Raw genomic sequence first — 26,465 nt, 5'->3', positions numbered from 1 at the left:
TTACGCCGCTTCTTCGACCGATTCACGCGCGGCCGCCAGCGCCGCGCGGAATTCGGCCAGTTCCGCGATGGTGAGCATCGGCAGGCCGTGTTCCTTTGCGAAACGCTCGACTTGTTCGCCGCGCGTCATCGTGCCGTCGGCATTCATTAGCTCGCACAGCACGCCCGCGGGCTTGAGACCGGCGAGAATCGCGAGATCGACGGTGCCTTCGGTGTGACCGCGCCGCGCGAGCACGCCGCCGGGCATCGCGCGCAGCGGGAAAACGTGGCCTGGCCGCACGATATCGGCAGGCTTCGCCTGATCGGCGATGGCCGCGCGGATGGTCGTCACGCGATCCGCCGCGGACACGCCGGTCGTCACGCCTTCGCGCGCCTCGATCGACACTGTGAACGCCGTGCCGTAGCGGCTGCCGTTCGCGGCGGCCATCGGCGGCAGTTCGAGCGCGCGCACGGTGTCGTCCGGCAGACACAGGCACACGATGCCGCTGCATTCGCGGATCAGAAGCGCCATCGTGGCGTCCGTGACTTTTTCGGCGGCGACGATCAGATCGGCTTCGTTTTCGCGGTCGTCATCGTCCTGCAGGACGACCGGGCGGCCTTCGCGCATGGCGTCGAGCGCGGCGGCGATGCGCGGCGGAACGTCGAACGATGCGAGTTGGGGGAGATCGGCGAAGGCGTCGTCTGCGATGACGGCGGGTGCGGCGAACGACAGGCTGCTAACTTGGGTCTGGGACATGTGAAACGCTCTCGCGGAAAATTTAGGCGAAAAACGTTTCAGGGCATTGCAAACAGACAGAACGGCACCCCACGGCGACGCGCCAGAAGGCGCGGCGTCGTCCGGTTCGGGCGATGCGGAAATCGCCAAGGGGAACGGACATGACCATCTGCACATCTTCTCTCATCCGGACTATGACCGTCGGCTCTGGCGTCTCACCAGATCTGCTGACCCCGCGCATGATGCTCGCGCGGGCGCTCGCGGGCTCGTGGTCCGGCCGTGAAGCCTCGCCACATACCGCCGGTGGGGAATTGCACCCCGCCCTGAAGACGTACTGAATGCCGGCAAGCGAAAGGCTCGCCAGCTTTTTCAGGATACAGGACGTCGGCGTTTTTTGCACCGCCGCACGGCGGCGCGTTCCGGAAAACGACATTCAAGATTGGCTAGCTGTCCGCCCACGCCTTTGCCGCCCTGACCGCGCGTTGCCATCCGGCGAGGCACGCGTCGATGTGCTGTTTCGGCATGGACGGTGTGAACCGCTGCTCCAGTTGCCATTGCGCCTTGAGTTCGTCGACGTCCTTCCAGTAGCCGACCGCGAGCCCCGCAAGATAAGCGGCGCCCAGCGCCGTCGTTTCCGCGATGCGCGGGCGCGCGACATCGACGCCGAGGATATCGGCCTGAAATTGCATCAGCAGATCGTTCGCGCAGGCGCCGCCGTCGACACCCAATTCGCCGATGCGCATGCCCGAGTCCGCTTCCATCGCCTTGAGCACGTCGAGCGACTGATAGGCGATCGAATCGAGCGCCGCGCGCGCGATATGGCTCGATGTCGTGCCGCGCGTGACGCCGAAGAGCGTGCCGCGTGCGCGCGCGTTCCAGTGCGGCGCGCCGAGACCCGCGAACGCCGGCACGAGATAGACGCCGTCGCTATGAGTCACGCCGCGCGCGAGGGCTTCGACTTCGCTCGCGTGCCGGATGAGGCCGAGGCCGTCGCGCAGCCACTGCACGACCGCGCCCGCGATGAAGATGCTGCCTTCGAGCGCATAGTTCACCTGATCGCCGATCTGCCAGGCGATCGTCGTGACGAGGTTGTTGCGCGATTCGATTGGCTTGTCGCCCGTGTTCATGACGAGAAAGCAGCCGGTGCCGTATGTGTTTTTCACCATGCCGGACTCGGTGCACATCTGGCCGAAGAGCGCGGCGTGCTGGTCGCCGGCAAGCGATGCGAGCGGGATATCGGCGGCGAATACGGTGCCTTGCGTCGTGCCGTACACCTCCGACGACGTGCGCACCTCCGGCAGCATGCTGCGGGGAATATCGAGCGCGTCGAGCAGTTCGTCGTCCCAGCGCCGTTCGTGGATATTGAAGAGCATGGTGCGCGACGCGTTCGTGACGTCGGTGACATGCAAGCCCCGGCGCGTGAAATTCCACACGAGCCAGCTATCCACGGTGCCGAACGCGAGGCGCCCTTGCTTCGCCTTGTCGCGCGCGCCTTCGACGTTGTCGAGAATCCAGCGGATTTTCGTCGCCGAGAAATAGGCGTCGATGGGCAGGCCGGTTTTCGCGCGCACCATCGCTTCGAGCCCGCGCGACTTGAGTTCGTCGCAGAAGCCGGCCGTGCGACGGTCCTGCCAGACGATCGCGTTATAGACCGGCTTGCCCGATTCGCGGTCCCAGACGATCGTGGTTTCGCGCTGATTCGTGATGCCGACCGCCGCGATCGATGCAGCGCTCGCGCCGGCACGCGTGACGGCTTCGGCTGCGACGCCGGCCTGCGTCGACCAGATTTCCTGCGGATCGTGTTCGACCCAGCCCGCTTGGGGATAGATCTGCTGGAACTCCTTCTGCGCCATCGACACGATGTTGCCGCTCCTGTCGAACAGCATGGCGCGCGAGCTGGTGGTGCCCTGGTCGAGCGCGAGAACGTACTGATCCTGCATGGTCTCCTCCGGTTCGGGCGGACATCGGCGCCGTGGGCAACGTGCGATGTCCGTTTGCGCAATCTATCGGAGTGACGGCATGCGGACAACCTGGCCGAACGGCATAAGCCGCGCGACATGTCTCTGTCGATCGTCGATCGGCCTATGCCATTCGGCCGAGTGGCGCGGCCCTTCCGTTCGTCCGATACTGGCGGCACGAAATCGATCGAAGGGTGAATGCGATGCGAATGCTGTTGGTATCAGGCGCGTTGAGCGCGGCGTTGCTGGCGGGCTGCGTGGGCACGCCGAGCCTGGACGGATCGATGGGCGCGCCGTCGTTCGGTGCGCTGCAGGACATGTGCGGATCGACGCCGGTCGACTACGGCGCGGACGCGCAATCGGTCTACTCGGCGTTCTATGACGCCTATGTGGCCGAGCGGCGCGGCGGTTTGTCGAAGGAGCGGTTCTGCGCGTTCCAGGCGGGGATTGCGCAGCGGTATGGCGCCTATCGGGCGAATCCTGGTCCAGAGGCGCAAGCCGCATGGGCGAACTTCTTCCTGGATCAGCGGGCGCAGGCCCTGAGCTGGCGCGCGGCAGTAGACCCGACACTGCGTGCCGGCTGACGCGACTCGGCGAAGCTACGAGAAAAGGAAAGATGATGCGGACGCGGCCCTGGGCCGCGCCCTGAGTCCTGCCGCGAACTACGAGTAACGCTTGAAAGCCTTGACGGTGGAATCGCCGGTGGCGGTGAGGCGCCATTGTTGACGTCCCGATGCGAGATTTTCGAGTTGGACGAGCTGACGTTCGAGCAGGGCGTCGAGCTCTTCGCGTTCCATGTCGACTTGATTAGGCGCTTCCTGAACCAGTAGCAGCGTGGCAAATTCGTGCGGACTCAGCATTGTGTTCTCCATGACGACCGAACGGCATAGGGAGCCGGCTTTGTAAGCCGGATCTTTTGCTTCGAAACGTTGTACGGGAAAACTGAAAACGGCCGGGCATACGCGTCGTTTTTATGCTGCGCATGCCGGGAATTGGGATTGTAGGCAAGCGTCTGACAAGTGCCAAATTTGCAGTGAAAATTTTGGCTTTGACTTTTTTGCGCAGTGGAAGCGGTCCACCGCTGGCGCGCATTCGAAGAAATGACTTGAGGTTCGTGCGGCGGCGCACACAAAGATCGGCTGCGTGAGGGACCGTCGTGAAACGGAACTCGCGAACAACTCATGCGCATATCTCATTAATTTATACGATAAATGAATTTGTTTTCGATTAAGTGGACAATGCAATATTCCTGTTTTGCCCGGCCGACCTCCAGAGTCGCCCGGGACGCTCTGCCCGCTGGAATTTCGGACTTCATTCAATGACTCGCTTCAACTGGCAAAACCCGTATCCCACGCCGCGCCTGCCGGTGTTCGCCCGCAATATCGTTTCGACGTCTCATCCGCTTGCCGCGCAAGCCGGTCTGCGCATGCTGTGGAAGGGCGGCAATGCCGTCGATGCAGCCATCGCGGCTGCGGCTGCCATCACCGTCGTAGAACCGGTATCGTGCGGGCTGGGCGGCGATGCTTTCGCGCTCGTCTGGGACGGCCGCAAGCTGCACGGGCTGAATGCATCGGGCGTATCGCCGGCGGCGTGGAACGTCGACTATTTCCGGCGCAAGTACGGCGAGGAAAACGGCCTCGCGCGCCAGCCCAAGCGCGGCTGGGACGCCGTGACGGTGCCGGGCGTCATCGCCGGCTGGGAAGCGCTGCATACGAAGTTCGGCTCGCTGCCGTTCGCGGATCTCATGGAACCCGCCATCGAGATCGCCGAGCGCGGTCATGCGGTGGCGAGCATCGTCGCCTACAAATGGGCGGCGGCGGTGCCGGAACTCAAGGACATGCCGGGCTTTGCCGATGTCTTCATGCCGCGCGGCCGCGCGCCGGAAGTGAGCGAGCTCGTGCGCTTTCCCGGTCACGCAAAAACGTTGCGCCTGCTCGCGCAACACGGCCCGCGCGCGTTCTACGAAGGCGAACTCGCCGAGCGCATCGCGGCGTTTGCGCGCGAGGGCGGCGCGGCGCTGACCCTGGACGATCTGCGCAACTATCGCGCGGATTGGGTCGAACCGATCAGCAAGGATTATCGCGGCTACACGGTGCACGAGATTCCGCCGAACGGACAGGGCATCGCGGCGCTGATCGCGCTCGGCATCCTCGACAAGTTCGATGTGAGCGCGCTGAAAGTCGATCGCATCGAGTCGCAGCATCTGCAAATCGAAGCGATGAAGCTCGCTTTCGCCGATGTCTATCGCTACGTCGCGGATCCGCGCTCAATGGAAGTGACGCCCGAGCAGATGCTCGACGACGCTTATCTGACCGAACGCGCGAAGCTCATCGATCCGAAAAAGGCGACGCAATTCGACTTCGGCATGCCGAAGGCGGGCGGCACCATCTACATGTCGGTGGCGGACGAGCGCGGCATGATGGTGAGCTTCATCCAGTCGAATTACATGGGCTTCGGCTCCGGCGTGGTCGTTCCGGCCACGGGCATTTCGCTGCAAAACCGCGGCTGCGGCTTCTCGATGGATCCGAAGTCCGCGAACGTCGTGGAAGGCGGCAAGCGTCCGTTCCATACGATCATTCCGGCGTTCCTCACGCAGGAAGTCGAAGGCACGCGCGAAGCCGTGATGAGCTTCGGCGTCATGGGCGGCGACATGCAGCCGCAAGGCCATCTTCAATCCGTCGTGCGCATGCTCGACTACGGCCAGCAGCCGCAGGCCGCATGCGACGCGCCGCGCTGGAAGGTCAACCGCGACTTCACGATCGACATCGAAGCCACGCTAGATCTGGAAACGGCGCGCGCGCTCGAAGGCCTGGGCCACACGATCAAGTCCGTCGACGATCCGTACATGGACTTCGGCTCGGGCCAGTACATCTGGAAGCTCGACCGTAACGACCCGGAACGCGGATATGTCGCCGCGAGCGACAGCCGGCGCGACGGACTCGCCGCAGGGTTCTGACGCAGCTTTCGGAGGCCGGGACATCCGCCGGCCTCCGTCCATAAAAACAAACGCACCCGATCGCCGCAATGTCGCAGGCGAGGGGATGCGCGCGCCTGTGCCTCGTCCACGGGGCGTGACATTACGACATCGAAGAGGGGAAGGGAGAGTCATGAACGAACGCGTTTATCCAGGCGCAGCAGCGACGAATGCGGAGCCGCCCGCGCCGATCGCGGCGCCATCGAAGGCGATGATCCGCCGCATCGTGTTCTCGTCGTCGATCGGCAACGCGCTTGAGTGGTTCGACTTCCTCGTCTACGGCTATTTCGCGACGGTCATCGCGAAGGCATTCTTCCCGTCGCACGACGAGTGGCTCTCGACGATGCTCGCCATCGGCACGTTCGGCATCTCGTTCCTGATGCGCCCGCTCGGCGCGATCGTGCTCGGCGTCTACGGCGACCGCAAAGGCCGCAAGGCCGCGCTCACGCTCGCCATTTTGCTGATGATGGTCGGCACGTTCACGATGGCCGTCATGCCTTCGTATGCGCACATCGGCATCGCGGCGCCGCTGCTGATCCTGCTCGCGCGTCTCGTGCAGGGCTTCGCTGTCGGCGGCGAGTTCGGCAGCGCGACCGCGTTCATGGTCGAGCACAGCGAAGCGCGGCGCGGCTACTACGCGAGCTGGCAGTTCGCGAGTCAGGGACTCGCCGCGATCATGGCCGCGGCGTTCGGCTCCGTTCTGAGCGCCTGGCTGCCGCAGCCGCAACTCGAAAGCTGGGGCTGGCGCATTCCGTTCGTTTTCGGTCTGCTCGTCGGACCGGTCGGCTACTACATCCGCTCGCATCTCGACGAAACGCCCGAATTTCTCGCGACACGCGCGGCTCAGAAGACGACGAGCGCGCCAGGCATCTCCTTCGCGAATCAATGGCTGAATCTTTTGCTCGCCGTGGGCATCGTCGCGCAGTCGACCGTCGGCGTGTATGTGTTGCAGCTCTACATGCCGCTGTACGCGGTCAAGCAGTTGCACCTTCCGGCGACCGCTTCGTTCGCCGTCGTGGTGCTCAATGGCGGACTCCAGTTCATTTTCTCGCCGTTGATGGGCGCGCTATCCGACCGGATCGGGCGCATCCGCATCATGCTCGGCACGTCGATTTTCATGGGCGCCACGATTTATCCGATGTTTGCGTGGTTGCAGGCACATCCGACGGTCGCGTCGCTGGTCGTTCTGCAATCGGTCGCGGGCATTCTGAAAGCCGCGTACTCCGGCCCGATGCCCGCGCTCATGTCCGAAATCTTCCCGACGCGCGTGCGCTCCACAGGGCTCTCGATCGGTTACGCGCTCGGCGTCACGCTGTTCGGCGGTTTCGCGCCGACGATCGTCGAAGCGTTCATCCACGTCACCGGCGACAAGCTCGCGCCGAGCTACTACGTGTTGTTGGCCGCGGTGCTGTCCGGTATTTCGCTGGCGATCGTCGCCTGGCGCATGCACGTGGCACGTCGCAAAACGTAACAACGCGTCTGCGACGAACATCGTTCGAAATAATCGAGGCGGCTTCGGCCGCCTTTTGCATTTCACCGCGATCGAGACGCAATCGGCACATTTAATGCTGTCACGCATTGATTACCGCTCGCCGGGAGTCGTAAGAATTTGGCACGCGTGGAACTGGCGCGCCGCGCGTGAGTCTGTCCCCATGTCTGCAAACTCGTTGCAGGGCGGCTAAGATGGAAAACAAGCCGCTGACATTTCAAGTTGAGGACGCTGGGATCGAACCGTTCACGGCGTCGCCTGAACCTCGGCCGTCTCTTCCTGGCCGATGGCGCGTTCAGTCCAGCCTCGGAGCGCGATATATGCATACAGACAGTACCCATGTGATGCCCTGGCGCATCGAAGACATCGATCTCACCCGGATCGATCGTCAGAAGGCGCAATCCAACGAGCATCTTCTTTTGTTGTTGTGCGCCTGCTCGTTTATCGAAAGCGGCACGGACCTCTATACGAGCAACCTGAGCAAGTACTTTCACGACGATCCCGAAATCTCCGCGTGGCTCAACAATGAGTGGGAGCCTGAGGAGATGCAGCACGGCAGGGCGCTCAAGACCTATATCAATCACGTGTGGCCGGAATTCGACTGGGACACGGCGTTCAGGAATTTTTTCGACGAATACTCGCTCACGTGTTCCTACGAGGAGTTCGAGAAGAAGCGCGCGCTCGAAATGGTGGCGCGCTGCGTGGTCGAGACCGGCACGGCCACGCTGTATCGCGCGATCAACGATTGCTCGGACGAACCGGTGCTCAAGGAGATCACCGACAACATCCGCACCGACGAAGTGCGGCACTACAAGCACTTTTTCCATTTCTTCAAGAAGTGGAACAAGATCGAGGGCAATGGCCGCATCGCGGTGCTCGGCGCGCTCGTGCGTCGTGTGGTCGAACTGAAGAGCGAGGATTCCGAGATCGCGCTGCGGCACGTCTTCGCCATTCGTTATCCTGAGCGTGCGCAGGACACGGAATATAACCGCGAACTGTCGGCGCGCGTGAATGCGCTGGTTCGGCGCAATCTGTCGGCGGATCAGGCGATCAAGATGCTGCTCAAGCCGCTCGATTTGCCCGCGCGCATCCAGCCCGGCGTGCATTACCCGCTCTCGAAGATGACGCAATTGTTCTTCCGCTAACCTTGCCCGACGATGCCGGCGCACAGCCGGCATCTTTCTATGACCGATCACACCGCGCCGCAACCATCGCTCGCCTCGCAATCCGTTTTCGATGAATGGCCGCTGGCGTTGCGCGCACGCTTCGACGGCACGCTCGCCCACGCCAATGACGGTTTCACCGCGTCCTTATGCGCGGCCGATCATGCGCATCGGGTGCGGACGGCGCTGTTGAGCGCGGGCGAACTGCTGGCTCCGGATGCGCGCACGCTCGCGTTCGCGTTGTGGCCGTCGTCGCGGACCGCGCAGGCCGTGATCGCAACCGGACGCGCGACGCTCGCTTTCGTTTTCGACGAGGCGTTCTATCAGGTCCATCTCGATGTGCGCCGCGTGCCGCTCGACGACGTGCCGCTCGCGTGCTTCGTCGGCACGATCGAAAGCGGTGAAGTTCAGCGGGTGGGATATGCGCGACTCACGAACGGAATCGGCTTCGAACTGACTGATACGCAATCGGCGCTCGCACGCTGGCGCGAGCAACTCGACTGGCTGAAGCAGGCGGCGAGCGCCGCCGCGTGAAGCAAAGGCACGACGCGCTCGCGCGCCGCGCCGGATCACATCGAAAGACTCAACGGCCGCGATCGCCCGATCGCATGGCGTCGCGTCGTCCGCCGAGCAGCGCGCCGGGATTGCCGCCCGGCTTACGCGAATTCGCGACGTGACCCGCCTGAGCCGGTTCCTGACGACGCGGCGTCGAGCCTGCGTTCGCGGCCGGTTTGCCGTGATTGCGCGCTTCGCGGGAAGGCTGGGCGCCGCCGTTGTTCGGCTTCGCCGGCCGTGCGCCGCGTCCTTCGCCGTTCGGACGGCTGCCTTCGCGACGCGGTTCGCCGTTGCGTCGCGCTTCGTTGCTCGGGCGTGCATCGCCATTCGAACGTGCCTCGCCGTTGCGCGGATTCTGACGCCCCTGACCCTGTCCTTGACCCTGTCCTTGGCCGCGCCCTTGGCTGCGGCGCTGGATCGGCTCGGGCTTCGCGGTCGGGTCCGGTTCGAAGCCGGGAATCACTTCGCGCGGAATCGGCCGCTTGATGAGGCGCTCGATATCCTTCAGCAACTGATGCTCGTCCACGCACACGAGCGACACCGCTTCGCCTTCTGCGCCCGCGCGACCCGTGCGGCCGATGCGGTGCACGTAGTCTTCCGGCACGTTGGGCAGATCGAAATTGACGACGTGCGGCAATTGATCGATGTCGATGCCGCGCGCCGCGATATCGGTTGCGACCAGCACCTGCAGCGTCTCGGCCTTGAATTCGCTGAGCGCGCGCGTGCGGGCCGACTGACTCTTGTTGCCGTGAATCGCGAGCGCGCTGATGCCGTCCTTCGCCAGTTGCTCGGCGAGACGGTTCGCACCGTGCTTCGTGCGCGTGAACACGAGCACCTGGAACCAGTTGTTGCCGCGGATCAGATGCGTGAGCATCTCGCGCTTGCGATCGCGATCGACCGGATGGATCTTCTGATCGACGGTCTCGGCGGTCGTGTTGCGGCGCGCGACTTCGATCAGCGCGGGCGAGTCGAGCAGGCTGTCGGCGAGTGCCTTGATCTCGTCGGAGAACGTGGCCGAGAACAGCAGGTTCTGACGCTTCGCCGGCAGACGCGCGAGCACGCGCTTGATGTCGTGGATGAAGCCCATGTCGAGCATGCGGTCGGCTTCGTCGAGCACCAGAATTTCGAGCTGCGAAACGTCGATGGTCTTCTGCTGCATGTGATCCAGCAGACGCCCCGGCGTTGCCACGACGATATCGACGCCGCGCTTCAACGCGTCGATTTGCGGATTGATCCCGACACCGCCAAACATCACGGTCGACTTGAGCTTCAGATACTTGCCGTACGCACGCACGCTTTCCTCGACCTGCGCGGCGAGCTCGCGCGTCGGCGTGAGGATCAGCGCGCGGACCGGACGCTTCGCGCCGCCCGTGGCGGGTGCGAGCTGCGACAGACGTTGCAGGATCGGCAGCGTGAAGCCGGCGGTCTTGCCCGTGCCGGTCTGCGCGCCCGCGAGCAGGTCGCCGCCTTTCAGAACGGCGGGAATCGCCTGAAGCTGGATCGGAGTGGGACTGGAATAGCCGAGTTCGTTGACGGCGCGAAGCAGGGGTTCGGACAGGCCGAGTGAATCAAAAGACATAAATTGGATACTTATTCGTTGTGCCGGGCGGCGCGCATGCGATTCAGGCTGCGGCGAATCGTGGTTCGGCCGGCAGAGCGCATGTGCATCGCTCGAAGAAAAATCGGGCGGCGGCCATTCGGCGATCAGCGATCGCCCGGCATTACCGCGAGGTTCGACGTGCTATCAAGACACGTCATCTGGCGCTAAGTTGCATCGATGGACACTTCGACGCTGCGGCGCCCGTTCCAGCCGGCGCTCACGCGACGTAGCGCGCGACGCTGACGAACTGGCACAGGCTGCCTGCGAGCACGAACAGATGCCAGATTCCATGTCCGTGCCGGATGCGCTCGTCGTTGATGAAAAACCAGATGCCGGCGGTGTACACGACGCCGCCCGCCACCAGCCACGCGGTTCCCGCGGGCGGCAACGCCGTGACGAGCGGACGGACGGCGACGAGCGCGAGCCATCCCATCAACACGTACAGCACCATCGATACGCTGCGGGTTCGGCGTCCGAGCGTCAGTTCCTGCGTGATGCCGAGCACCGCGAGCCCCCAGCTCACGCCGAAGAGCGACCAGCCCCAGGGGCCACGCAAGGTCACTAGTGTATACGGCGTATAGCTGCCGGCTATCAACAAGTAGATGGCCGAGTGATCGCACTTCTGCAGTACCGCTTTCATGCGCGGCGTGCGCGCGCAGTGATACAGCGTGGAGATGACGTAGAGCGCACAGAGCATCGCGCCGTACACCGCGAAGCTGACGACTTTGTACGCGTCACCTTCCAGCGCGCCCATCGTGACGAGCGTAGCCAGACCCGCCACCGACAGCAGCGCGCCGATCATGTGGCTGATGCTGTTGAACCGTTCGCCTGCGTGCATGAATCCCGTCCACCAAAAGACAAAGGGCGCGGCCCCAACTACGAAGGCTGCGCCCCAAAGCGTATTGTACGCTCTCCTGGCCGATGCTTCCCGCGGACCTCAGTCGAGCGGCGCCGAACGCAGGTTGCTGACCTGCTGCGGCGACACCGGCGTGCCGTGGTTGCCCCACGACATACGGATGTACGTCACGACTGCGGCGACTTCCGTATCCGACAGCGACTGCGCGAAAGGCGGCATGCCGTGCGGCATCGGGTTGCCTTCCGTACTCGGCGGATAACCGCCGTTGAGCGTCATGCGGATCGGGTTGACGGCCGAAGGCATCTGGATCGACTGGTTGTTGGCGAGCGGCGGGTACGCCGGCGGCTTGCCCAGACCATTTTCCTGATGGCACTTCGCGCAGTTCTCGGTGTACACCTTCTTGCCGAGCGTCTGCAGTTCGCCGCCGAACTTCTCGGACGTTTCCAGCTGCATGACTTCCGGCGCTTCCTTCTTCTGCGGGATCGACTTGAGATACGTCGAGATCGCGTTGATGTCCGAGTCGTTCATGTACTGCAGGCTGTTGTGGACCACTTCGGCCATCGGACCGAACACCGCGCCGCGCTGCGACACGCCGGTCTTCAGCAGGTCGTTGATGTCCTTCAGGTCCCAGTCGCCCAGACCGGCTTCCTTGTTCGACGTCAGCGACGGCGCATACCAGTTCTGCAGCGGGATCAGGCCGCCGGCGAAGGCCGCCGAGTTGACCGGGCCGCCCATCGCGTTGATCGACGTGTGGCACATGCCGCAGTGACCCAGGCCTTCGACGAGATACGCGCCACGGTTCCATTCGACCGACTTGGTCGGGTCCGGCTTGTACTCGCCTTCCGAGAAGAACAGCGTGCGCCAGCCAATCAGCAGATTGCGGTTGTTGAACGGGAAGCGCAGTTCATGCGGACGGCTCGGTTCCGAGACCGGCGGCACGGAACGCAGGTACGCGTAGATCGCGTCCGAGTCGGCGCGCGTGACCTTCGTGTAGCTCGTGAACGGGAAGCCCGGATAGAGCAGCGAACCGTCCTTCGAGCGGCCCGTGTGCATCGCGCGATAGAAGTCGTCCGACGTCCACTTGCCGATGCCGTATTGATCGTCCGGCGTGATGTTCGGCGTGAACATGGTGCCGAACGGTGTGGCCATCGGCAGGCCGCCGCCGAATTCCTTGCCGCCGCGCACCGTGTGGCACGCGATACAGTCGCCGGCGCGCGCGAGGTATTCACCTTGCTTGACGAGCGCGGCTTTGTCGGCCGGCGTCGCCGCGATGGCGCCGCCCGAATGCAGATTGTCGCCGCCCGACCAGAGGACGGCGCCGGCTGCGACGGCTGCCACCACGACAGCCGAGGAAAGTGCGAACAGGGACTTGCGTTTCATTATGTTGTCGCTCCAGACGCCTTATTGCAGTTCGCTGCCGCACTTGAGCGGCATCTTCAACGAGCCAGCAGGCGCGGGCACCGGGTTGGCGGGTGCGGTTTGCGTAGAGAGCCATGCGGCGACGGCGGTCACGTCGTCATCCGTCAGGCGCGAAGCGATCTGCTGCATGCAGTCGGGCGCTTTCGCGTGACGCGTGCCCGACTTCCATGCGCCGACCTGCGCGCTGATGTAGTCCGAATGCAGGCCGACGAGACCCGGAATGGCCGGCTGCATGCCGGTCAGACCCTTGCCGTGGCAGGCCGCGCACGCGGGAATGTTCTTCGATGCATCGCCGTTCAGCACGATCTGCTGGCCGCGCGCGAGCGTGGAAGACGAGACGTTCGACTTCGCGGGCGGCGGATACGGCGGACGCTGGTTCGAGAAGTACGTCGCGATCTGATGAAGGTAATCGTCCGAGAGATACGTGACGAGGTAGTTCATCGGCGGATACTTGCGCCGGCCTTCGCGGAAATTCTGGAGCTGGTTGTACAGATAGTCGGCAGGCTTGCCGGCAAGACGCGGGAAGTAGTCGTTGTCCGTGCCTTCACCGTGAACACCGTGGCACGCGGTACAGCCTTGCACGCGCGCGGCCATGGTGTCCGGTGCGATCGGCTGGTTCTGCGCCTGCGCGGCGGAGCTGAAAACGCCAGCGCTGCCTACCAGAGCCGAGGCAAAAGCCATAGCGAGCAGCGGACGAAAAATGCGTCTTGAAAACACGCGACACTCCATGAAATTCGGGGACCTGCCGAGCTTCGTGCGGCTCGGTGCGAAGGTGGCGAACCACGGCCACGCAGGGGGCGGTGGGTGGCGGACCACGGCCACAGCGGCTCGACGAGCCTCTGATGCGACGCGGCATTCTATCATCGATGCATGATGATGACTATTTGACACAATCTCGCTCTAAGTCCCGCTGCAGCACATTCGCGACAATATGCCGCGCGGCTATTGACCGCCCGCGACGAACTTCATAGGCGTCGGCGCTTCATTGCCTTTCGACAAATATTGGACTTCGATGCAAGACGCCCGGCCGATGTGCTTCATGCAGTTTCGGAAGCGTCCGGCAAAAATTCAAGGCGTTTCGCTCACGTTCGATGCTGTGCTGCACCGTGAAAGCTCGTTTAGACTCCGCGGATTCCTTCGATAAGCCCCCTTCAGCAATGCGCATTCTCGTCGCGCCCGGTTCCGCAAGATGAACGACGATTCCCTCTGGCTTGCACAAACGACACTCGCCGCGCTCGCCGATCTCGCCTTTGCCTGCGCGCTCGGCGCGCTTTTGCTGAACGCGTGGCTCGCGCGCGAACAGGCGTTCGCGACCGTATCGCCCGCGCGGCACGGCTGGCGGCGCGCGGCCTTGAGCGGCCTGAGCGCGGCGATCGCGCTCGTCGTGTGCAACTTCGCTTCGCTATGGCTGCAAGCGGCGGCGATGAGCGGCGCGCCGATCGCGCAGGCGGGTGATGCGTTGTGGCTCGTCGCGACGGGCACGCATGCGGGCATCGGCTGGTCGGTGGCGCTGGCGGGCAGCGTGCTGTTGTTGCTGGCGACGTGCGGCGCACTGTCGATGTCGCTATCGGCTTCGCGGTCCGGATTGGCGCTTCTCGCGGCGCTGATCGTCGCGGCGGGCAAGTCGGCGGTCGGCCATGCAGCCGATGCCGGCGCGTTCTCGCTCGCCGAAGCGGTCCAGACGCTGCATCTGCTCGCGACGGCCGCGTGGGGCGGGATCGTCATCGCGGGTGCGTTCGTGTCGCCGGCGCTCGATACCTCGCTGGCTCGCGCGTTCCTGATTCGCACGGTCGCGCGCATGTCGCGGGCGGCGTCGGTCGCGGTGGCGTTCGTCGTGCTGACGGGCGTGTTCAACGCGTGGCGCGGCATCGGCGGCTCGCCGGCGGTGCTCACCGCGAGCACGTGGGGTCATGCGTTGATCGTGAAATTGCTGCTGGTCGCGGCGGCGCTCGCGTTCGGCGCGCTCAACCGATGGTCGGCGTTGCCGCGCCTGTCACGCTCGGCATCGACGATGGACGCGCATACGGTGATCAACGTGATGCGCGTGGAAGCGCTGATGATCGCGGGTGTTTTCGTGGCGGCGGCGGTGCTGTCGCATAGCGTGCCGGGATCGGCGCTCGCGGGATGAAGCCGGCGATGCGCGCCCTTACTCGTAACCGAGCCGGTGACTGACGATCGGCGCGCAGAAGAGCGCCACCGCGCAGCCGATGATCTTGCCTTGCAGCTCGACGAACGCCGTGTGCGAATCGGCGGCGAAGATCACTTCGAGCAACTGCGGCAGGCAGAACACGACCGCCGCGCCGATAAACCAGCGCGTCACCGCGGCGATGCGCCAGCCATGCTGCGCGCCGATTCCCGCCGCCACCACGCGCGCCACGCCCAGCGCGACGAGCGAGCCCACAGCCAGCTGGGCACGGACATATTCATCGGGAAGGGTGTGCCACATGATCGTTCTCGCTTTTTTTTGGTGACTATCGGCAGCGTATGCGCAAGAAGTTCGCCAGTATGTACGAGAAAACTCAGATCGTGAAGCGCGGCCCGCACGGGGCCGCGTTCGCTCAGAACGTGTGCTCGGGACCGGGAAAGCTGCCGTCCTTCACCGCGCGCACGTAAGCTTCGACGGCCGCGAAAATGCTCGGCTGGCCTTGCATGAAATCCTTGACGAAGCGCGGCCGCTTGCCGTGGAAGATGCCGAGCATGTCGTGCAGCACGAGCACTTGCCCCGAACAGTCGACGCCCGCGCCGATGCCGATGGTCGGAATCGCGAGCGCTTCGGTGACTTCGCGCGCGAGCAGCGTCGGCACGGCTTCGATCACGAGCAGTTGCGCGCCGGCGTGCTGGAGCGCGATGGCGTCGCGCTTCATCTGCTCGGCCGCGGCCTCGGACTTGCCCTGCACCTTGAAGCCGCCGAACGCGTGCACCGATTGCGGCGTGAGGCCGACGTGCCCGCACACCGGAATCGAGCGCTCGACGAGAAAGCGCACGGTCTCCGCGAGCCATTCGCCGCCTTCGATCTTCACCATCTGCGCACCCGCGCGCATCAGTTGCACGGCGTTCGCGTAGGCGTCCTCCTTCGAGCCGATCGTGCCGAACGGCATGTCCGCGACGATCAGCGCGCTGCGGTTGCCGCGCGCCACCGACGCCGTGTGATACGCGATGTCGGCGAGCGTCACGGGCAGCGTCGTGCCGTGGCCTTGCAGCACATTGCCGAGCGAATCGCCGATCAGCATCACATCGACGCCCGCGCGTTCGAGCAGCGCGCCGAAGCTCGCGTCGTAACACGTGAGCATCGCGATGCGCTCGCCGTTTTCGCGCATGGTTTGAAGCTTGGGGACGGTGATCGTCGCGCGATTCGTTTCCTGCAGATACGTCATGATCGTTTCACTGAAGAGAGCGCGGCCGGGCTGCGAGTTCAGACCGACACGCCTTTGACAAAGAATTCCTTGCGCCCGCGCATGGCCCCGATGCGCTCGATCAGCAGCGCGAGGTCGTCATCGGAGGCGAGCGGGTTCAGGTGTTCCGCGTTCACCGTGAGCAGCGGCGTCGCGTCGTAGTGATAGAAGAACTCGTTGTAAGCATCGCAGAGTGCGCGCAGATACGAATCGGAGATTTGCAGCTCCATCGGCAGCGCGCGTTTCTGGATGCGCGAGAAGAGCACTTCCGGGCTCGCCTGCAAATAGATGACGAGATCGGGCGCGGGCGCGCTTTCACGAATGCGCGACGCGACGCCCTTGTAGAGCTGGAACTCGTCGTCGGGCAACGTGAGACGCGCGAAGAGCTCGCTCTTTTGCGTGAGGAAGTCGGTCATCAACGTGGCGCCGCCCGTGACGATATCGGCGGCTTCCTGCGTCTGCGATGCGCGCTGCAACGCGAAGCTCAACTGCGTGGCGAGCGCATGACGCGTGGTGTCGCGATAGAAGCGCTCGAGAAACGGATTGTCCTGCGGGCGCTCGAAGAGCGTGCGCATCGACCAGCGTTCGGCGAGCAGCGTCGCGAGCGTGGTCTTGCCGACGCCGATCGGCCCCTCGATCGCAATGTAGCGATGCGGCGGGCGCAGTTGCGGCGCGGTGACGGTGAGTGGCGGAACGCTCATCGGCAATCTGTCTTGGTGGAAGGAGTGGCGGTTGCGTCGCTGTCGCGCTGTGCCGCGACCATGCACTGGCATGTCGCGACTTTTTCGATGCGCTGATCGGCGACTGTTTCGATGAACGCATCCGCGCGGCCGCGCTGCGGAAGAATGAGATCCGGCTCCAGCTCGACGAGCGGCACGAGCACGAAGGCACGCTCGGTCATGCGCGGATGCGGCACGACGAGATCCGCTTCGTCGATGCTCGATGCGCCGTACAGCAGGATGTCGAGATCGAGCGTGCGCGGCGCATTGCGATACGGCCGCTCGCGCCCGAACTGCAACTCGATGTGATGACACAGACGCAGCAGCGACCGCGCCGGCAGGCTCGTCTCGAGCTTGACGACGCAATTGAAGTAATCGTCGCCGGACGAGTCGATCGGCGCAGTGCGATAGACGCTCGATTTCGCGAGCACGGTGATCGTGTGCTGCTGGGCGAGACACACGACTGCGTCCTTCAGGGTCTGGCGCGCATCGCCGAGATTCGCCCCCAGGCCCAGATAAGCAATCGTCATGGCAGAAGTCCTACGCGTGGGTCACAGCGAAGAGCAGGAAAGCAACGTCGCTCTTCGCTACTGTAACCAAAACCGGCGTTACTCGTCGTCCGCGCCTTCGCGCCTGTTCGCCGCACTCGATGCCGCTTCGCCATCGTTGCCTTGTGCGGCTTGCTCGTCGTGTGCGCCTTCGCCCGAGCGGCGCTTCGCGTTGCTGCGTCGCCGGCGCTTCTTCGGGGCGTTGCGATCCTTGCCGCCTTGCGACAGCAGCGTTTCGCGCTCGGCGTGATCGCCGCTGATGAAGTCGCTCCACCATTCACCGATGGCCGCATCCAGCTCGCCCGATTCGCAACGCAGCAGCAGGAAATCATACCCCGCTCTGAATCTTGGGTGTTCCAGCAGCTTCAGCGCGCTGCGGCCGCGCTTTTCCAGCCGATGCTGAAGACCCCAGATCTCGCGCATGTCGGACGAGTAGCGCTTGTGGATCGCGAGTTTTTCCGTCTGCATGTCGAGGACGTCGTCCATCGCGCGATGCAAGGCGGGCACCGGATAGTCGCCGTTCGCCGTGTATTGCTGCCAGCGGGTCTGCACGTCGTGCCACAGCAGCGTGGCGAACAGGAAGCCGGGCGACACGCTCTTGCCCGCGCGCACGCGCTCGTCGGTGCTGGTGAGCGCGAGCGTGACGAACTTCTCGCCGTGCGGCTGTTCGAGCACGACGTCGAGCAGAGGCAGGACGCCGTGATGCAAACCTTCCTGACGCAGCCGCGTGAGACATGCGAGCGCATGGCCGGACAGCAAGAGCTTGAGCATCTCGTCGAAGAGACGCGCGGCCGGCACGTTGTTCATCAGATCGGCGAGATCCTTGATCGGCGCGCGCGTGGCTTCGTCGATCTCGAAGCCGAGCTTCGCCGCGAAACGCACGACGCGCAGCATGCGCACCGGATCTTCGCGATAACGCGTGGCCGGATCGCCGATCATGCGCAACAGGCGCGCGCGGATGTCGGCCATGCCGTCGTGATAATCCAGCACGGTTTGCGTGGCCGGATCGTAGTACATCGCGTTGATGGTGAAGTCGCGGCGCGTGGCGTCTTCGTGCTGCTCGCCCCAGACGTTGTCGCGCAGCACGCGGCCGCTTGCATCGACGGCGTGCGTGCGGCTGTCGAGCTCGCCGCGCTTCAGGCGCCGCGGCGGTTCTGCGGACGGCTCCGGCGGCACGTCCATGAGCGCGCGGAACGTCGAGGTCTCGATGATCTCCTGCCCGAACTGCACGTGCACGATCTGAAAGCGCCGCCCGATGATGCGCGCACGGCGAAAGAGCTTCTGCACCTGATCGGGCGTGGCGTCTGTTGCGACATCGAAGTCTTTCGGCGCGACGCCGAGCAGCAGGTCGCGCACCGCGCCGCCGACGATGAACGCGCGATGCCCGGCCTGTTGCAGGCCGTCGGTCACGCGAACCGCGTTCTTCGAGATCAGCGAAGGATCGATGCCGTGTATGTCCGATGACAGGATGACCGGCACGTTCGGGTCGCGCTTCACGGGCGCGGCGGCTTTCTTGCGCGTGCTCTTGCGGGCGGGTTTCGGCGCGGCTTCGGACGCAGCGGCGGCGACGTCGTTGCCTTCGTCGGCCGAGGCGCTTTCTTGCCCGAACAGCTTGCGGATGAGTTTTTTAATCACGTGTGTCGAACAGGTTCAGGATGCGCCAGCCTTTGGCTTGCGCATGCGCGCGCAGGGTATCGTCGGGATTGGTCGCGACCGGATCGGTGACGCGCTCGAGCAGCGGGATGTCGTTGTGCGAGTCGCTATAGAAATAGCTGTGCTTGAAGTCGTCGAGCTTCTTGCCGATGGAGGCGAGCCATTGCTCGACGCGCACGATCTTGCCTTCGCGATAGCTCGGCGTGCCGGTCGGCCGGCCGGTGAGCGCACCCGCCGGATGGTTGTCGACCGTTTCGACTTCGCAGGCGATCAGCGTTTCGATGCCGAATGCTTCCGCGATCGGCGCGGTGATGAAGGCGTTCGTCGCGGTGACGAGGCAGCAGAGATCGCCCTCGTCCTGATGCTCGCGCACGAGCGTGACGGCCGCCGGCACGATGCGCGGATTGATCACCTCGCGCATGAATTGCGCGTGCCAGTCGGTCAGTTGCTCGCGGGAATATTTCGCGAGCGGGGCGAGCATCGCGTGCAGATACGCGTTGATATCGAGCACGCCCGCCTTGTAGTCGGCGTAGAAGGCATCGTTCTGACGCGCGAACGAATCCGCGTCGACGATGCCGAGCTTCACCATGAAGCGGCCCCATTCGTGGTCGCTGTCGGTGGGAATGAGCGTGTGATCGAGATCAAAGAGGGCGAGGTTCATGGGTGCGCATTCTACTTGAAGCGGGTCGGATCGTTGTCCGGCGCGGCCCGGCCGGATTCGGGGATGATCGGATCGCCGGGCGTCTCTTCCGGCGCCGCGACGGGAACGAGCGGCGCGGCGCGGCCGGACTGCTGGAGCATGGTGCGCAGGAGCGCGCGCGTCACCGCGCGCTTTTGCTCCAGCGAGAAGCGGTCGAGCTCGTCGAGGAGCGCCATGAGGCTCGGCATGTCGCGGCGAAAATGCGTGAGCAGATAGCCGGGAACATCTTCGGCGAGCACGATGCCGCGTTCGCGCGCCGCGTGCTTCAGCACCGATGCTTTCGCTTCGTCGGACAGCGGCTGAAGATGGAACACGAGACCCCAGCCGAGGCGCGTGCGCAGGTCTTCGCGCACGGTGAGCGCGAGCGGCGCGTCGTTGCCGGTGGCGACGAGCGCGCTCGCCGGATACGCGCGCACTTCGTTGAAAAGATTGAAGAGGGCGATCTGCTGCGCGGGCGAAAGGCGGTCGCAGTCGTCGACGGCGTAGAGCGTCACGCGCGGATCGAAGCCGAATGCGTTGAGCGCGCTTTGCGGGCTGAGATAGCGCGCATGGCCGTTCGCCTCGTGCGTGAGCGCCTGCAGCAGGTGGCTGCGGCCGCTGCCCGGCTCGCCCCACACATAGAACGTGCGGTCGGCGACGGGTCCGGCCGCGAGCGCGCCTTCGAGCGCGCGCAGCCGCGCGATCAGTTCATGATTGCCGGCGGCGAAAAAGTTGTCGAAGGTGGCGGGCGGCGGCGTGCCCAGATCGAGCGTCAGTTGGCGTTGCACGGGAGATCGGTATCGTCGGGCCTTGAGTCGGGCGTATCTTGAAAACTGCCGGATGATCCGCGGGTAAACGCGCAAAGCCGCGGCGGGCCGGGCTTTACGCCAATGGCTCGGGCGCTTTCGAGATAGCTTTCGATCTCGAAAAAAGTGCCTTCGCGGATTCTGGCGTACGCGGGAAAATCCGGTCCGCCGATCGTCGACGGGTCATCATCGGGTAAAATCGCATTTTACCGACCTTCGAGCTCTTCCCCCATGAATCAACCGAAATCCGCCCCGAATTCCACTGATTCGACCCAAGGTTTGTCGTATCGCGACGCGGGCGTGGACATCGACGCGGGCGACGCGCTCGTCGACCGGATCAAGCCGTTTGCCAAGAAAACCATGCGCGACGGCGTGCTGGGCGGCATCGGCGGATTCGGCGCGCTCTTCGAGGTGCCGAAGAAGTACAAGGAGCCGGTGCTCGTGTCGGGCACGGACGGCGTCGGCACGAAGCTGCGCCTCGCGTTCACGCTGAACCGGCATGACACGGTCGGCCAGGATCTCGTCGCGATGAGCGTGAACGACATCCTCGTGCAGGGCGCCGAGCCGCTCTTCTTCCTCGACTATTTCGCGTGCGGCAAGCTCGATGTCGACACCGCCGCGGACGTCGTGAAGGGCATTGCGACGGGTTGCGAACTGGCGGGCTGCGCGCTGATCGGCGGCGAGACGGCGGAAATGCCGGGCATGTACCCGGACGGCGAGTACGACCTCGCGGGCTTCGCGGTCGGCGCGGTGGAAAAGAGCAAGATCATCGACGGCAGCACGATCAAGCCGGGCGATGTCGTGCTCGGACTCGCGTCGAGCGGCATTCATTCGAACGGGTATTCGCTGGTGCGCAAGATCATCGAGCGCGCGAATCCGGACCTGAACGCCGATTTCGACGGCCGTTCGCTCGCGGACGCGCTGATGGCGCCTACGCGCATCTACGTGAAGCCGCTGCTGTCGGCGATGCAGAGCATCACGGTGAAGGGCATGGCGCATATCACGGGCGGCGGTCTCGTCGAGAATATTCCGCGCGTGTTGCGCGAAGGGCTGACGGCAGAGCTGGATCATCGCGCGTGGCCGCTGCCGCCGCTGTTCGCGTGGCTGCAGAAGCACGGCGGCGTGGCGGATGCGGAGATGCATCGCGTGTTCAATTGCGGCATCGGGATGGCGGTGATCGTCGCGGCGGAAGATGCCGAAGCGGCTATCGGTTTGCTGTCGGGCGCGGGCGAGCAGGTCTGGAAGATCGGCGTCGTGCGCGAGAGCAAGGAAGGGGAGGCGCAGACGGTGGTGGTTTGATCGCCCGGTCTCGTTGAGTTGAAAGGAAAAAAACCCTCGCGTTGCGCGAGGGTTTTTTGTTTTTGGCGGGCTGGTCAGGTTGGACTTGGTGTTGTGCCCAATCCGTCTTTAAGACCCAGGTGAGTTAAGGCAAGCTGACATGTCGCGCTTTTCTAAATGCAGCGTTTGATTCAGTAGCCGCAGCTACTTGTGAATGTCGTACCCTCCGGATGGTAGCAACTGGACGGGATGTACATCACGTTGTGAGTTTGCTCGGGAGTGGTTCCGAGCTGCCTCGTAAGAAATGCGGCGGCGATCTTATTGAACGCAGGGCGCGGAGCCGTCACATGATACGCACCCGTCGTCGTCGCGTTACCTTTGACCGGCGCGGTCAGGCGCTCTCCTGCAGGGATCAACTCTGCAGCATAGACCTTACCTTGATACTCGACGACATATCCCCCATCTTTGGTTCGGAAGAGACCGTTATCGAGGCCAAGACCATATGGAGAAGCATATTGATAGCCACCGGACCAAATGGACTCGGTCAGCGGACGAAAGCCAGTATTTTTTCGATAGTCCTGAATCGTGCCGTTAAAAAACACTCTAGACAGATCAACCCGAAGAAACTGAGTTTGAGCGGTGTATGTTGGCACGAACACTTGCGAGCCTGCAGGCATCACCGTGGCGTCTGACGAAGGAAAGACCAACCGCGGCATGTTTACAGTGAGCGGATTCGCGATGTAGTCCACCATGACTTGCACGTCCTGGATGCTAGTTGGTCGCGGGAGCGGCGAAGGGACGCGTGGCGCAGGCACGACGGGATCACCCCCCTGGAAAAGTTTCACCACGGACTTTACCGACTGACCCGATACGTCTTGCACGTCGAACGTCACACGATAAAGCGGCGTCGACATTCCCTTCACACCGAAATCGAAGCCATCCGGCAAACGCTGGAAGATCTTCGTTTGCGGGCCGAGATCGTCGTAAGGCAGGCTGTCCGCCGGGAACGCGCCTTCAGCCGTGATGTACACCATCTTGCTGTACTGCAGCGTGTCGTTCCCCGTGAGCGGAACATAGGATTGACGCAGCGTAGTGTCGGAGCCGTCAATCACGCCGAATCGCGTGCGCGTGATTCCGGTTTCACCGAGCGCTCCCCCCGTGTCGGGGCTCAGAATGGAATTCCATCCAAAAATGTAATACCCGGCGCCGGATGTCGTGTTGAAGATTCCGTCGAAGAAACTCGACGCGTTGCTTGTCTGGGCCACGGCTCCCGACGCGGCCTCGGGCGCGCCGGCGCTCTTTGCCACGCTGGCGATATCGCCGCCGCCTGCCGCTCCATCCGAGCCGCCGCAGCCGCTCAACGCTGCGGCGATGAACAAACTGACAATGGGCATCAAACGCATACGCGCGGCACGCTTCGCAATAGACTGCTTTCCTGACAACATTATTTTCCTCGTTGACTTGAACCGATTCCGCTTTCGAAACGGAACGCTTGCCTGCAATCAATAGATTCGCATTCCGAAGGAGTTAAGCGAAATCAATCGCTTAGAAATGCGATCTGCCATGTAGGCAACGAGGAAAATGCTAATCTTTCAATACGATGTCGCGCAAGGTTTCAGTCTGCTTTTCAGACTTTCTGCACCGTTTCGATCGCGTTCAATGCGCGCTCCGTCGCATCCCCCGCGCAGCAATCCACGACCGCTCGCTCCGGCATCGCCCTGAGCCACGTCAGTTGCCGCTTGCACAACTGCCGCGTCGCGAAGATGCCCTTGTCGCGCATCTCGTCATAGCCCGTCCCGCCGTCGAGATATTCCCACGCTTGCCGATACCCGACGCAGCGCATCGACGGCATCGACAGATTCAAATCGCCGCGAGCACGCAAGGCGCGAACTTCGTCGATGAACCCGTGCGCGAGCATCGCATCGAAGCGCGCGGCGATGCGCGCATGCAGCACCGCACGATCCGATGGCTCCAGCGCGATCGGCACGAAGCGATACGGCGTGTCCACATGCTGCGTGCGCGGCGCGGCGAGCAGCGCGGACATCGGCTGTCCGGACAGCATGAAAATTTCGAGCGCCCGCTGGATGCGCTGCGAGTCGTTCGGCGCGAGCCGCGCGGCCGTTTGCGGATCGACCGTCGCGAGCCTTGCGTGCAGCGCGGGCCAGCCGTCGCGGGCGGCATCGGCGTCGAGTGCGGCGCGCACGTCGGCATCGGCGGTCGGGAGATCGTTCAGGCCTTGCGTCAGCGCCTTGTAGTACAGCATCGTCCCGCCGACCAGCAACGGCACATTGCCCCGCGCGACGATCTCGCCCACGAGCCGCAGCGCGTCCGCACGAAACTGCGCGGCGGAATACGTCTCGACGGGATCGATGATGTCGATCAGATGATGCGGCGCCGCTGCGCGCTCGCCGGCGTTCGGCTTGGCCGTGCCGATATCCATCTCGCGATAGACGAGCGCCGAATCCACGCTGACGATTTCCACCGGATGCCGCGCCGCGAACGCCAGCGCGGCCGCCGTCTTTCCCGACGCGGTCGGCCCCAGAAGACAGGCCACAGGCAAAGCGGAATGGCTCATTGTCCGCGCATGAAAAGGCGGTCGAGATCGGTGAGCGTGAGCTGATACCACGTCGGCCGGCCGTGATTGCACTGATCGGCGCGCTCGGTTGCTTCCATCTGGCGCAGGAGCGCGTTCATCTCGTCGAGCGTGAGGCGGCGATTCGCGCGCACCGCGTTATGACACGCGAGCGTGCCGAGCAATTCGTGCTGACGTTCCGTGAGCACGCGCGAGCCGCCATACGCGTGCAGATCGGCGAGCACGGCGCGCGCGAGCGATTGCAGATCGGCGTCTTTCAGCAACGCGGGCACGGCGCGGATCGCGATCGATGTCGGCGACAGCACCGCGAGATCGAAGCCGAGCGCATCGAGCGTCTCGCGCTCCTCCTCGACGATGCCGATCTCCACAGGCTCGGCCGTCATCGATACGGGAATCAGCAGTGGCTGCACCGCGATCGCACGATCGGCGAGGGCGTGCTTGAACTGCTCGTAGAGAATGCGCTCGTGCGCGGCGTGCATGTCGACGATCACGAGACCGCGCGCGTTCTGCGCCAGCACATAGATGCCGTGAATCTGCCCGACGGCGAAGCCGAGCGGCTGTTCATCGGCGTGATCGAGCGCGCTGTCGTTCGCCATCAAGGGCGCCGATGGCCGCTCATTCAACGTCGGATAAGGCGTGTCGACGGTCGTCGCCGCCTGCGACGTGCCCGCGCCCGTGTCCTTGCGCCCGAAGAGCGCGTCATACAGCGCGAGCGGCTGCGCGACCGGCAGCGTGCCCTGCGTCATCCGCGACTGGCGCATCCAGTTCGTGCCGTTCTCGCTTTTCAGCGTGAGCGCGTCGGGCGCGCCGGCGAACGGCTTCGCGCTGAACGACGCCGGCCCGGTCGGCTGCAATTGCGCCGCATGGCCGCCTGCCGTCGTTTCCGGCGATGCGCCCGCGTGCCGTGCCAGCGCGCGCTGCACGGCGTGGAAAACGTATTGGTGAATCGAGCGCGAATCGCGAAAGCGCACTTCGATTTTCGACGGATGCACGTTCACATCGACGGATTCGGGCGGCAGATCGAGAAACAGCACGTAGGCCGGATAGCGATTGCCGTGCAGCACGTCTTCATACGCGGCGCGCACGGCGTGCGTGAGCAGCTTGTCGCGCACGAAGCGGCCGTTCACGAAGAAATACTGCTGATCGGCGCGGCCGCGGCTCGCGGTCGGCAGGCCCGCGCAACCGTAGACGGCGAGCGGCCCGGCGCGCTCGTCGAGCGGCAGATGCGCGGTTTCGAACACCTCGCCGAGAATCTTCGCGACGCGCGTCTGCGGATCGCTCGCGTTCCAGTGCTCGACGGCCTTCCCGTTGTGCATCACCGAAATCGCGACATCGGGCCGCGCGAGCGCCGTGCGGCGAATCACGTCGAGACAATGCCCGAGCTCGGTCTGCTCGCTTTTCAGGAACTTGCGGCGCGCAGGCGTGTTGAAATACAGCTCGCGCACTTCCATCGTCGTGCCGACGGTGCCAGCAGCGGGCGACAGCGCCCCGGTCTGCGCGTCGATGCGCGTCGCGTGCGGACAGCTCTCGGTGCGGCTCGTGATGAACAGCTCGGCGACCGACGCGATCGACGCGATCGCTTCGCCGCGAAACCCGAGCGTCGCGACGGCTTCCAGCTCCGCGAGCGAGCGGATCTTGCTCGTCGCGTGGCGCATCAGCGCGAGAGGCAGTTCGTTCGGAGGAATGCCGCAGCCGTCGTCGGCGACCACGATGCGTTTCACGCCGCCTTCGTCGAGCGTGATGCGCAACGTCGTGGCGCCCGCGTCGAGCGCGTTTTCCAGCAGCTCCTTGACGACCGATGCCGGCCGCTCCACCACTTCGCCCGCGGCGATCTGGCTGATGAGCTGGTCGGGCAGCGGGGCGATGGCGCGCGAACGGCGCCCGTCATCGGCTGTCAAAGCGCCAGCGGAGGTTTCGTTGAGGTCGGACATGGCGAAATTATAACGATTCGCAACGTTCCGCCCGTTTCGCCGCCGGCGGCATCGCGCGCATCCGTCCATGCCCGCCAACGCGTCGCACGATGGCGTCTGAAGACGGGTTTTTTAACCGGCGCGACGCGCCACTTCGGT

General features: G+C 64.2%; 24 protein-coding genes and 1 riboswitch. Of the genes, 7 read left to right on the top strand and 17 right to left on the bottom strand.

What is annotated here, in order from left to right; all coding sequences use genetic code 11:
• Positions 1–735 carry a 3,4-dihydroxy-2-butanone-4-phosphate synthase gene (gene ribB / locus AWB76_RS17655; protein ID WP_061161429.1) on the bottom strand — a complete coding sequence of 245 codons (735 nt, stop codon included), beginning with the start codon at positions 733–735 and terminating at the stop codon, positions 1–3.
• A 150-nt stretch (positions 736–885) separates the two neighbouring features.
• Positions 886–1,049: riboswitch (FMN riboswitch) on the bottom strand.
• A gap of 108 nt (positions 1,050–1,157) precedes the next feature.
• Entirely contained in the window at positions 1,158–2,654 is a 1,497-nt protein-coding gene (glpK, locus tag AWB76_RS17650; RefSeq protein ID WP_061161428.1) for a glycerol kinase GlpK, read from the bottom strand.
• Positions 2,655–2,875: 221 nt separating this feature from the next.
• Here glpK and AWB76_RS17645 point away from each other — a divergent pair, with 221 nt between their 5' ends.
• The gene (locus AWB76_RS17645) at positions 2,876–3,256 is read left to right on the top strand and encodes a hypothetical protein (protein WP_061161427.1); all 381 of its coding nucleotides are present in this window, start codon (positions 2,876–2,878) and stop codon (positions 3,254–3,256) included.
• 78 nt (positions 3,257–3,334) lie between these two features.
• Here AWB76_RS17645 and AWB76_RS17640 read toward each other — a convergent pair whose 3' ends face one another.
• Positions 3,335–3,532: a hypothetical protein gene (locus AWB76_RS17640; protein WP_008351420.1), complete on the bottom strand. Its 198-nt coding sequence runs from the start codon at positions 3,530–3,532 to the stop codon at positions 3,335–3,337.
• A gap of 458 nt (positions 3,533–3,990) precedes the next feature.
• On the opposite strand from AWB76_RS17640, the gene ggt reads away from it, so the two are divergent.
• From ggt to AWB76_RS17620, 4 genes are all read left to right on the top strand, one after another.
• On the top strand, positions 3,991–5,628 hold the full coding sequence (gene ggt / locus AWB76_RS17635) for a gamma-glutamyltransferase (RefSeq protein ID WP_061161426.1): 1,638 nt from the start codon (positions 3,991–3,993) through the stop codon (positions 5,626–5,628).
• Between the two features lie 151 nt (positions 5,629–5,779).
• On the top strand, positions 5,780–7,117 hold the full coding sequence (locus tag AWB76_RS17630; RefSeq protein WP_061161425.1) for an MFS transporter: 1,338 nt from the start codon (positions 5,780–5,782) through the stop codon (positions 7,115–7,117).
• Between the two features lie 338 nt (positions 7,118–7,455).
• On the top strand, positions 7,456–8,280 hold the full coding sequence (locus tag AWB76_RS17625; protein ID WP_061161424.1) for a ferritin-like domain-containing protein: 825 nt from the start codon (positions 7,456–7,458) through the stop codon (positions 8,278–8,280).
• Between the two features lie 39 nt (positions 8,281–8,319).
• Positions 8,320–8,832: a hypothetical protein gene (locus tag AWB76_RS17620; protein ID WP_061161423.1), complete on the top strand. Its 513-nt coding sequence runs from the start codon at positions 8,320–8,322 to the stop codon at positions 8,830–8,832.
• A 49-nt stretch (positions 8,833–8,881) separates the two neighbouring features.
• Here AWB76_RS17620 and AWB76_RS17615 read toward each other — a convergent pair whose 3' ends face one another.
• From AWB76_RS17615 to AWB76_RS17600, 4 genes are all read right to left on the bottom strand, one after another.
• Entirely contained in the window at positions 8,882–10,432 is a 1,551-nt protein-coding gene (locus AWB76_RS17615) for a DEAD/DEAH box helicase (RefSeq protein WP_061161422.1), read from the bottom strand.
• 238 nt (positions 10,433–10,670) lie between these two features.
• On the bottom strand, positions 10,671–11,291 hold the full coding sequence (gene trhA, locus AWB76_RS17610; protein ID WP_061161421.1) for a PAQR family membrane homeostasis protein TrhA: 621 nt from the start codon (positions 11,289–11,291) through the stop codon (positions 10,671–10,673).
• 99 nt (positions 11,292–11,390) lie between these two features.
• Complete coding sequence (locus AWB76_RS17605; RefSeq protein ID WP_061161420.1) at positions 11,391–12,689, bottom strand: cytochrome c; 1,299 nt, start codon at positions 12,687–12,689, stop codon at positions 11,391–11,393.
• Positions 12,690–12,710: 21 nt separating this feature from the next.
• Positions 12,711–13,457 (bottom strand): c-type cytochrome, encoded by a 747-nt coding sequence (locus tag AWB76_RS17600; protein WP_061161419.1) that lies wholly within the window; start codon positions 13,455–13,457, stop codon positions 12,711–12,713.
• A gap of 460 nt (positions 13,458–13,917) precedes the next feature.
• Here AWB76_RS17600 and AWB76_RS17595 point away from each other — a divergent pair, with 460 nt between their 5' ends.
• On the top strand, positions 13,918–14,856 hold the full coding sequence (locus AWB76_RS17595) for a CopD family protein (protein WP_061161418.1): 939 nt from the start codon (positions 13,918–13,920) through the stop codon (positions 14,854–14,856).
• 18 nt (positions 14,857–14,874) lie between these two features.
• On the opposite strand, the gene AWB76_RS17590 is transcribed toward AWB76_RS17595, so the two are convergent.
• From AWB76_RS17590 to hda, 7 genes are all read right to left on the bottom strand, one after another.
• Positions 14,875–15,174 (bottom strand): hypothetical protein, encoded by a 300-nt coding sequence (locus tag AWB76_RS17590; protein WP_061161417.1) that lies wholly within the window; start codon positions 15,172–15,174, stop codon positions 14,875–14,877.
• A 112-nt stretch (positions 15,175–15,286) separates the two neighbouring features.
• Positions 15,287–16,102 carry a 3-methyl-2-oxobutanoate hydroxymethyltransferase gene (panB, locus tag AWB76_RS17585; RefSeq protein WP_061161416.1) on the bottom strand — a complete coding sequence of 272 codons (816 nt, stop codon included), beginning with the start codon at positions 16,100–16,102 and terminating at the stop codon, positions 15,287–15,289.
• Between the two features lie 38 nt (positions 16,103–16,140).
• Positions 16,141–16,821, bottom strand: coding sequence for a deoxynucleoside kinase (locus tag AWB76_RS17580; protein WP_061161415.1), 681 nt, complete (start codon positions 16,819–16,821; stop codon positions 16,141–16,143).
• Complete coding sequence (gene folK / locus AWB76_RS17575) at positions 16,818–17,369, bottom strand: 2-amino-4-hydroxy-6-hydroxymethyldihydropteridine diphosphokinase (RefSeq protein WP_061161414.1); 552 nt, start codon at positions 17,367–17,369, stop codon at positions 16,818–16,820. The genes AWB76_RS17580 and folK overlap by 4 nt, the downstream gene beginning before the upstream one ends.
• A 78-nt stretch (positions 17,370–17,447) precedes the next feature.
• A complete protein-coding gene (gene pcnB / locus AWB76_RS17570) occupies positions 17,448–19,022 on the bottom strand; it encodes a polynucleotide adenylyltransferase PcnB (RefSeq protein ID WP_061161413.1) in 1,575 nt (524 codons plus the stop codon).
• Positions 19,015–19,701 (bottom strand): histidinol-phosphatase, encoded by a 687-nt coding sequence (locus AWB76_RS17565; RefSeq protein ID WP_061161412.1) that lies wholly within the window; start codon positions 19,699–19,701, stop codon positions 19,015–19,017. Before AWB76_RS17565 ends, pcnB begins: the two co-directional genes overlap by 8 nt.
• A gap of 11 nt (positions 19,702–19,712) precedes the next feature.
• A complete protein-coding gene (gene hda / locus AWB76_RS17560; protein WP_061161411.1) occupies positions 19,713–20,507 on the bottom strand; it encodes a DnaA regulatory inactivator Hda in 795 nt (264 codons plus the stop codon).
• Positions 20,508–20,756: 249 nt separating this feature from the next.
• On the opposite strand from hda, the gene purM reads away from it, so the two are divergent.
• Entirely contained in the window at positions 20,757–21,824 is a 1,068-nt protein-coding gene (purM, locus tag AWB76_RS17555) for a phosphoribosylformylglycinamidine cyclo-ligase (protein WP_061161410.1), read from the top strand.
• Positions 21,825–21,994: 170 nt separating this feature from the next.
• Here the strand turns inward: purM and AWB76_RS17550 are convergent, their stop codons facing one another.
• The 3 genes from AWB76_RS17550 to mutL all read right to left on the bottom strand — a co-directional run bounded on the left by AWB76_RS17550 (position 21,995) and on the right by mutL (position 26,327).
• Positions 21,995–23,248 carry a hypothetical protein gene (locus AWB76_RS17550; protein ID WP_061161409.1) on the bottom strand — a complete coding sequence of 418 codons (1,254 nt, stop codon included), beginning with the start codon at positions 23,246–23,248 and terminating at the stop codon, positions 21,995–21,997.
• Between the two features lie 182 nt (positions 23,249–23,430).
• The gene (miaA, locus tag AWB76_RS17545; protein WP_061161408.1) at positions 23,431–24,378 is read right to left on the bottom strand and encodes a tRNA (adenosine(37)-N6)-dimethylallyltransferase MiaA; all 948 of its coding nucleotides are present in this window, start codon (positions 24,376–24,378) and stop codon (positions 23,431–23,433) included.
• Positions 24,375–26,327, bottom strand: a complete 1,953-nt coding sequence (mutL, locus tag AWB76_RS17540; protein WP_061161407.1) for a DNA mismatch repair endonuclease MutL — start codon at positions 26,325–26,327, stop codon at positions 24,375–24,377. The genes miaA and mutL overlap by 4 nt, the downstream gene beginning before the upstream one ends.
• Positions 26,328–26,465 lie beyond the last annotated feature (138 nt).

This window comes from Caballeronia temeraria (genome assembly GCF_001544795.2).
In the GTDB taxonomy this organism is placed as follows: Bacteria; Pseudomonadota; Gammaproteobacteria; order Burkholderiales; family Burkholderiaceae; genus Caballeronia; species Caballeronia temeraria.
The sequence above is the reverse complement of the archived record's forward strand: the minus strand, read 5'-3'. Positions and strand labels throughout refer to the sequence as shown.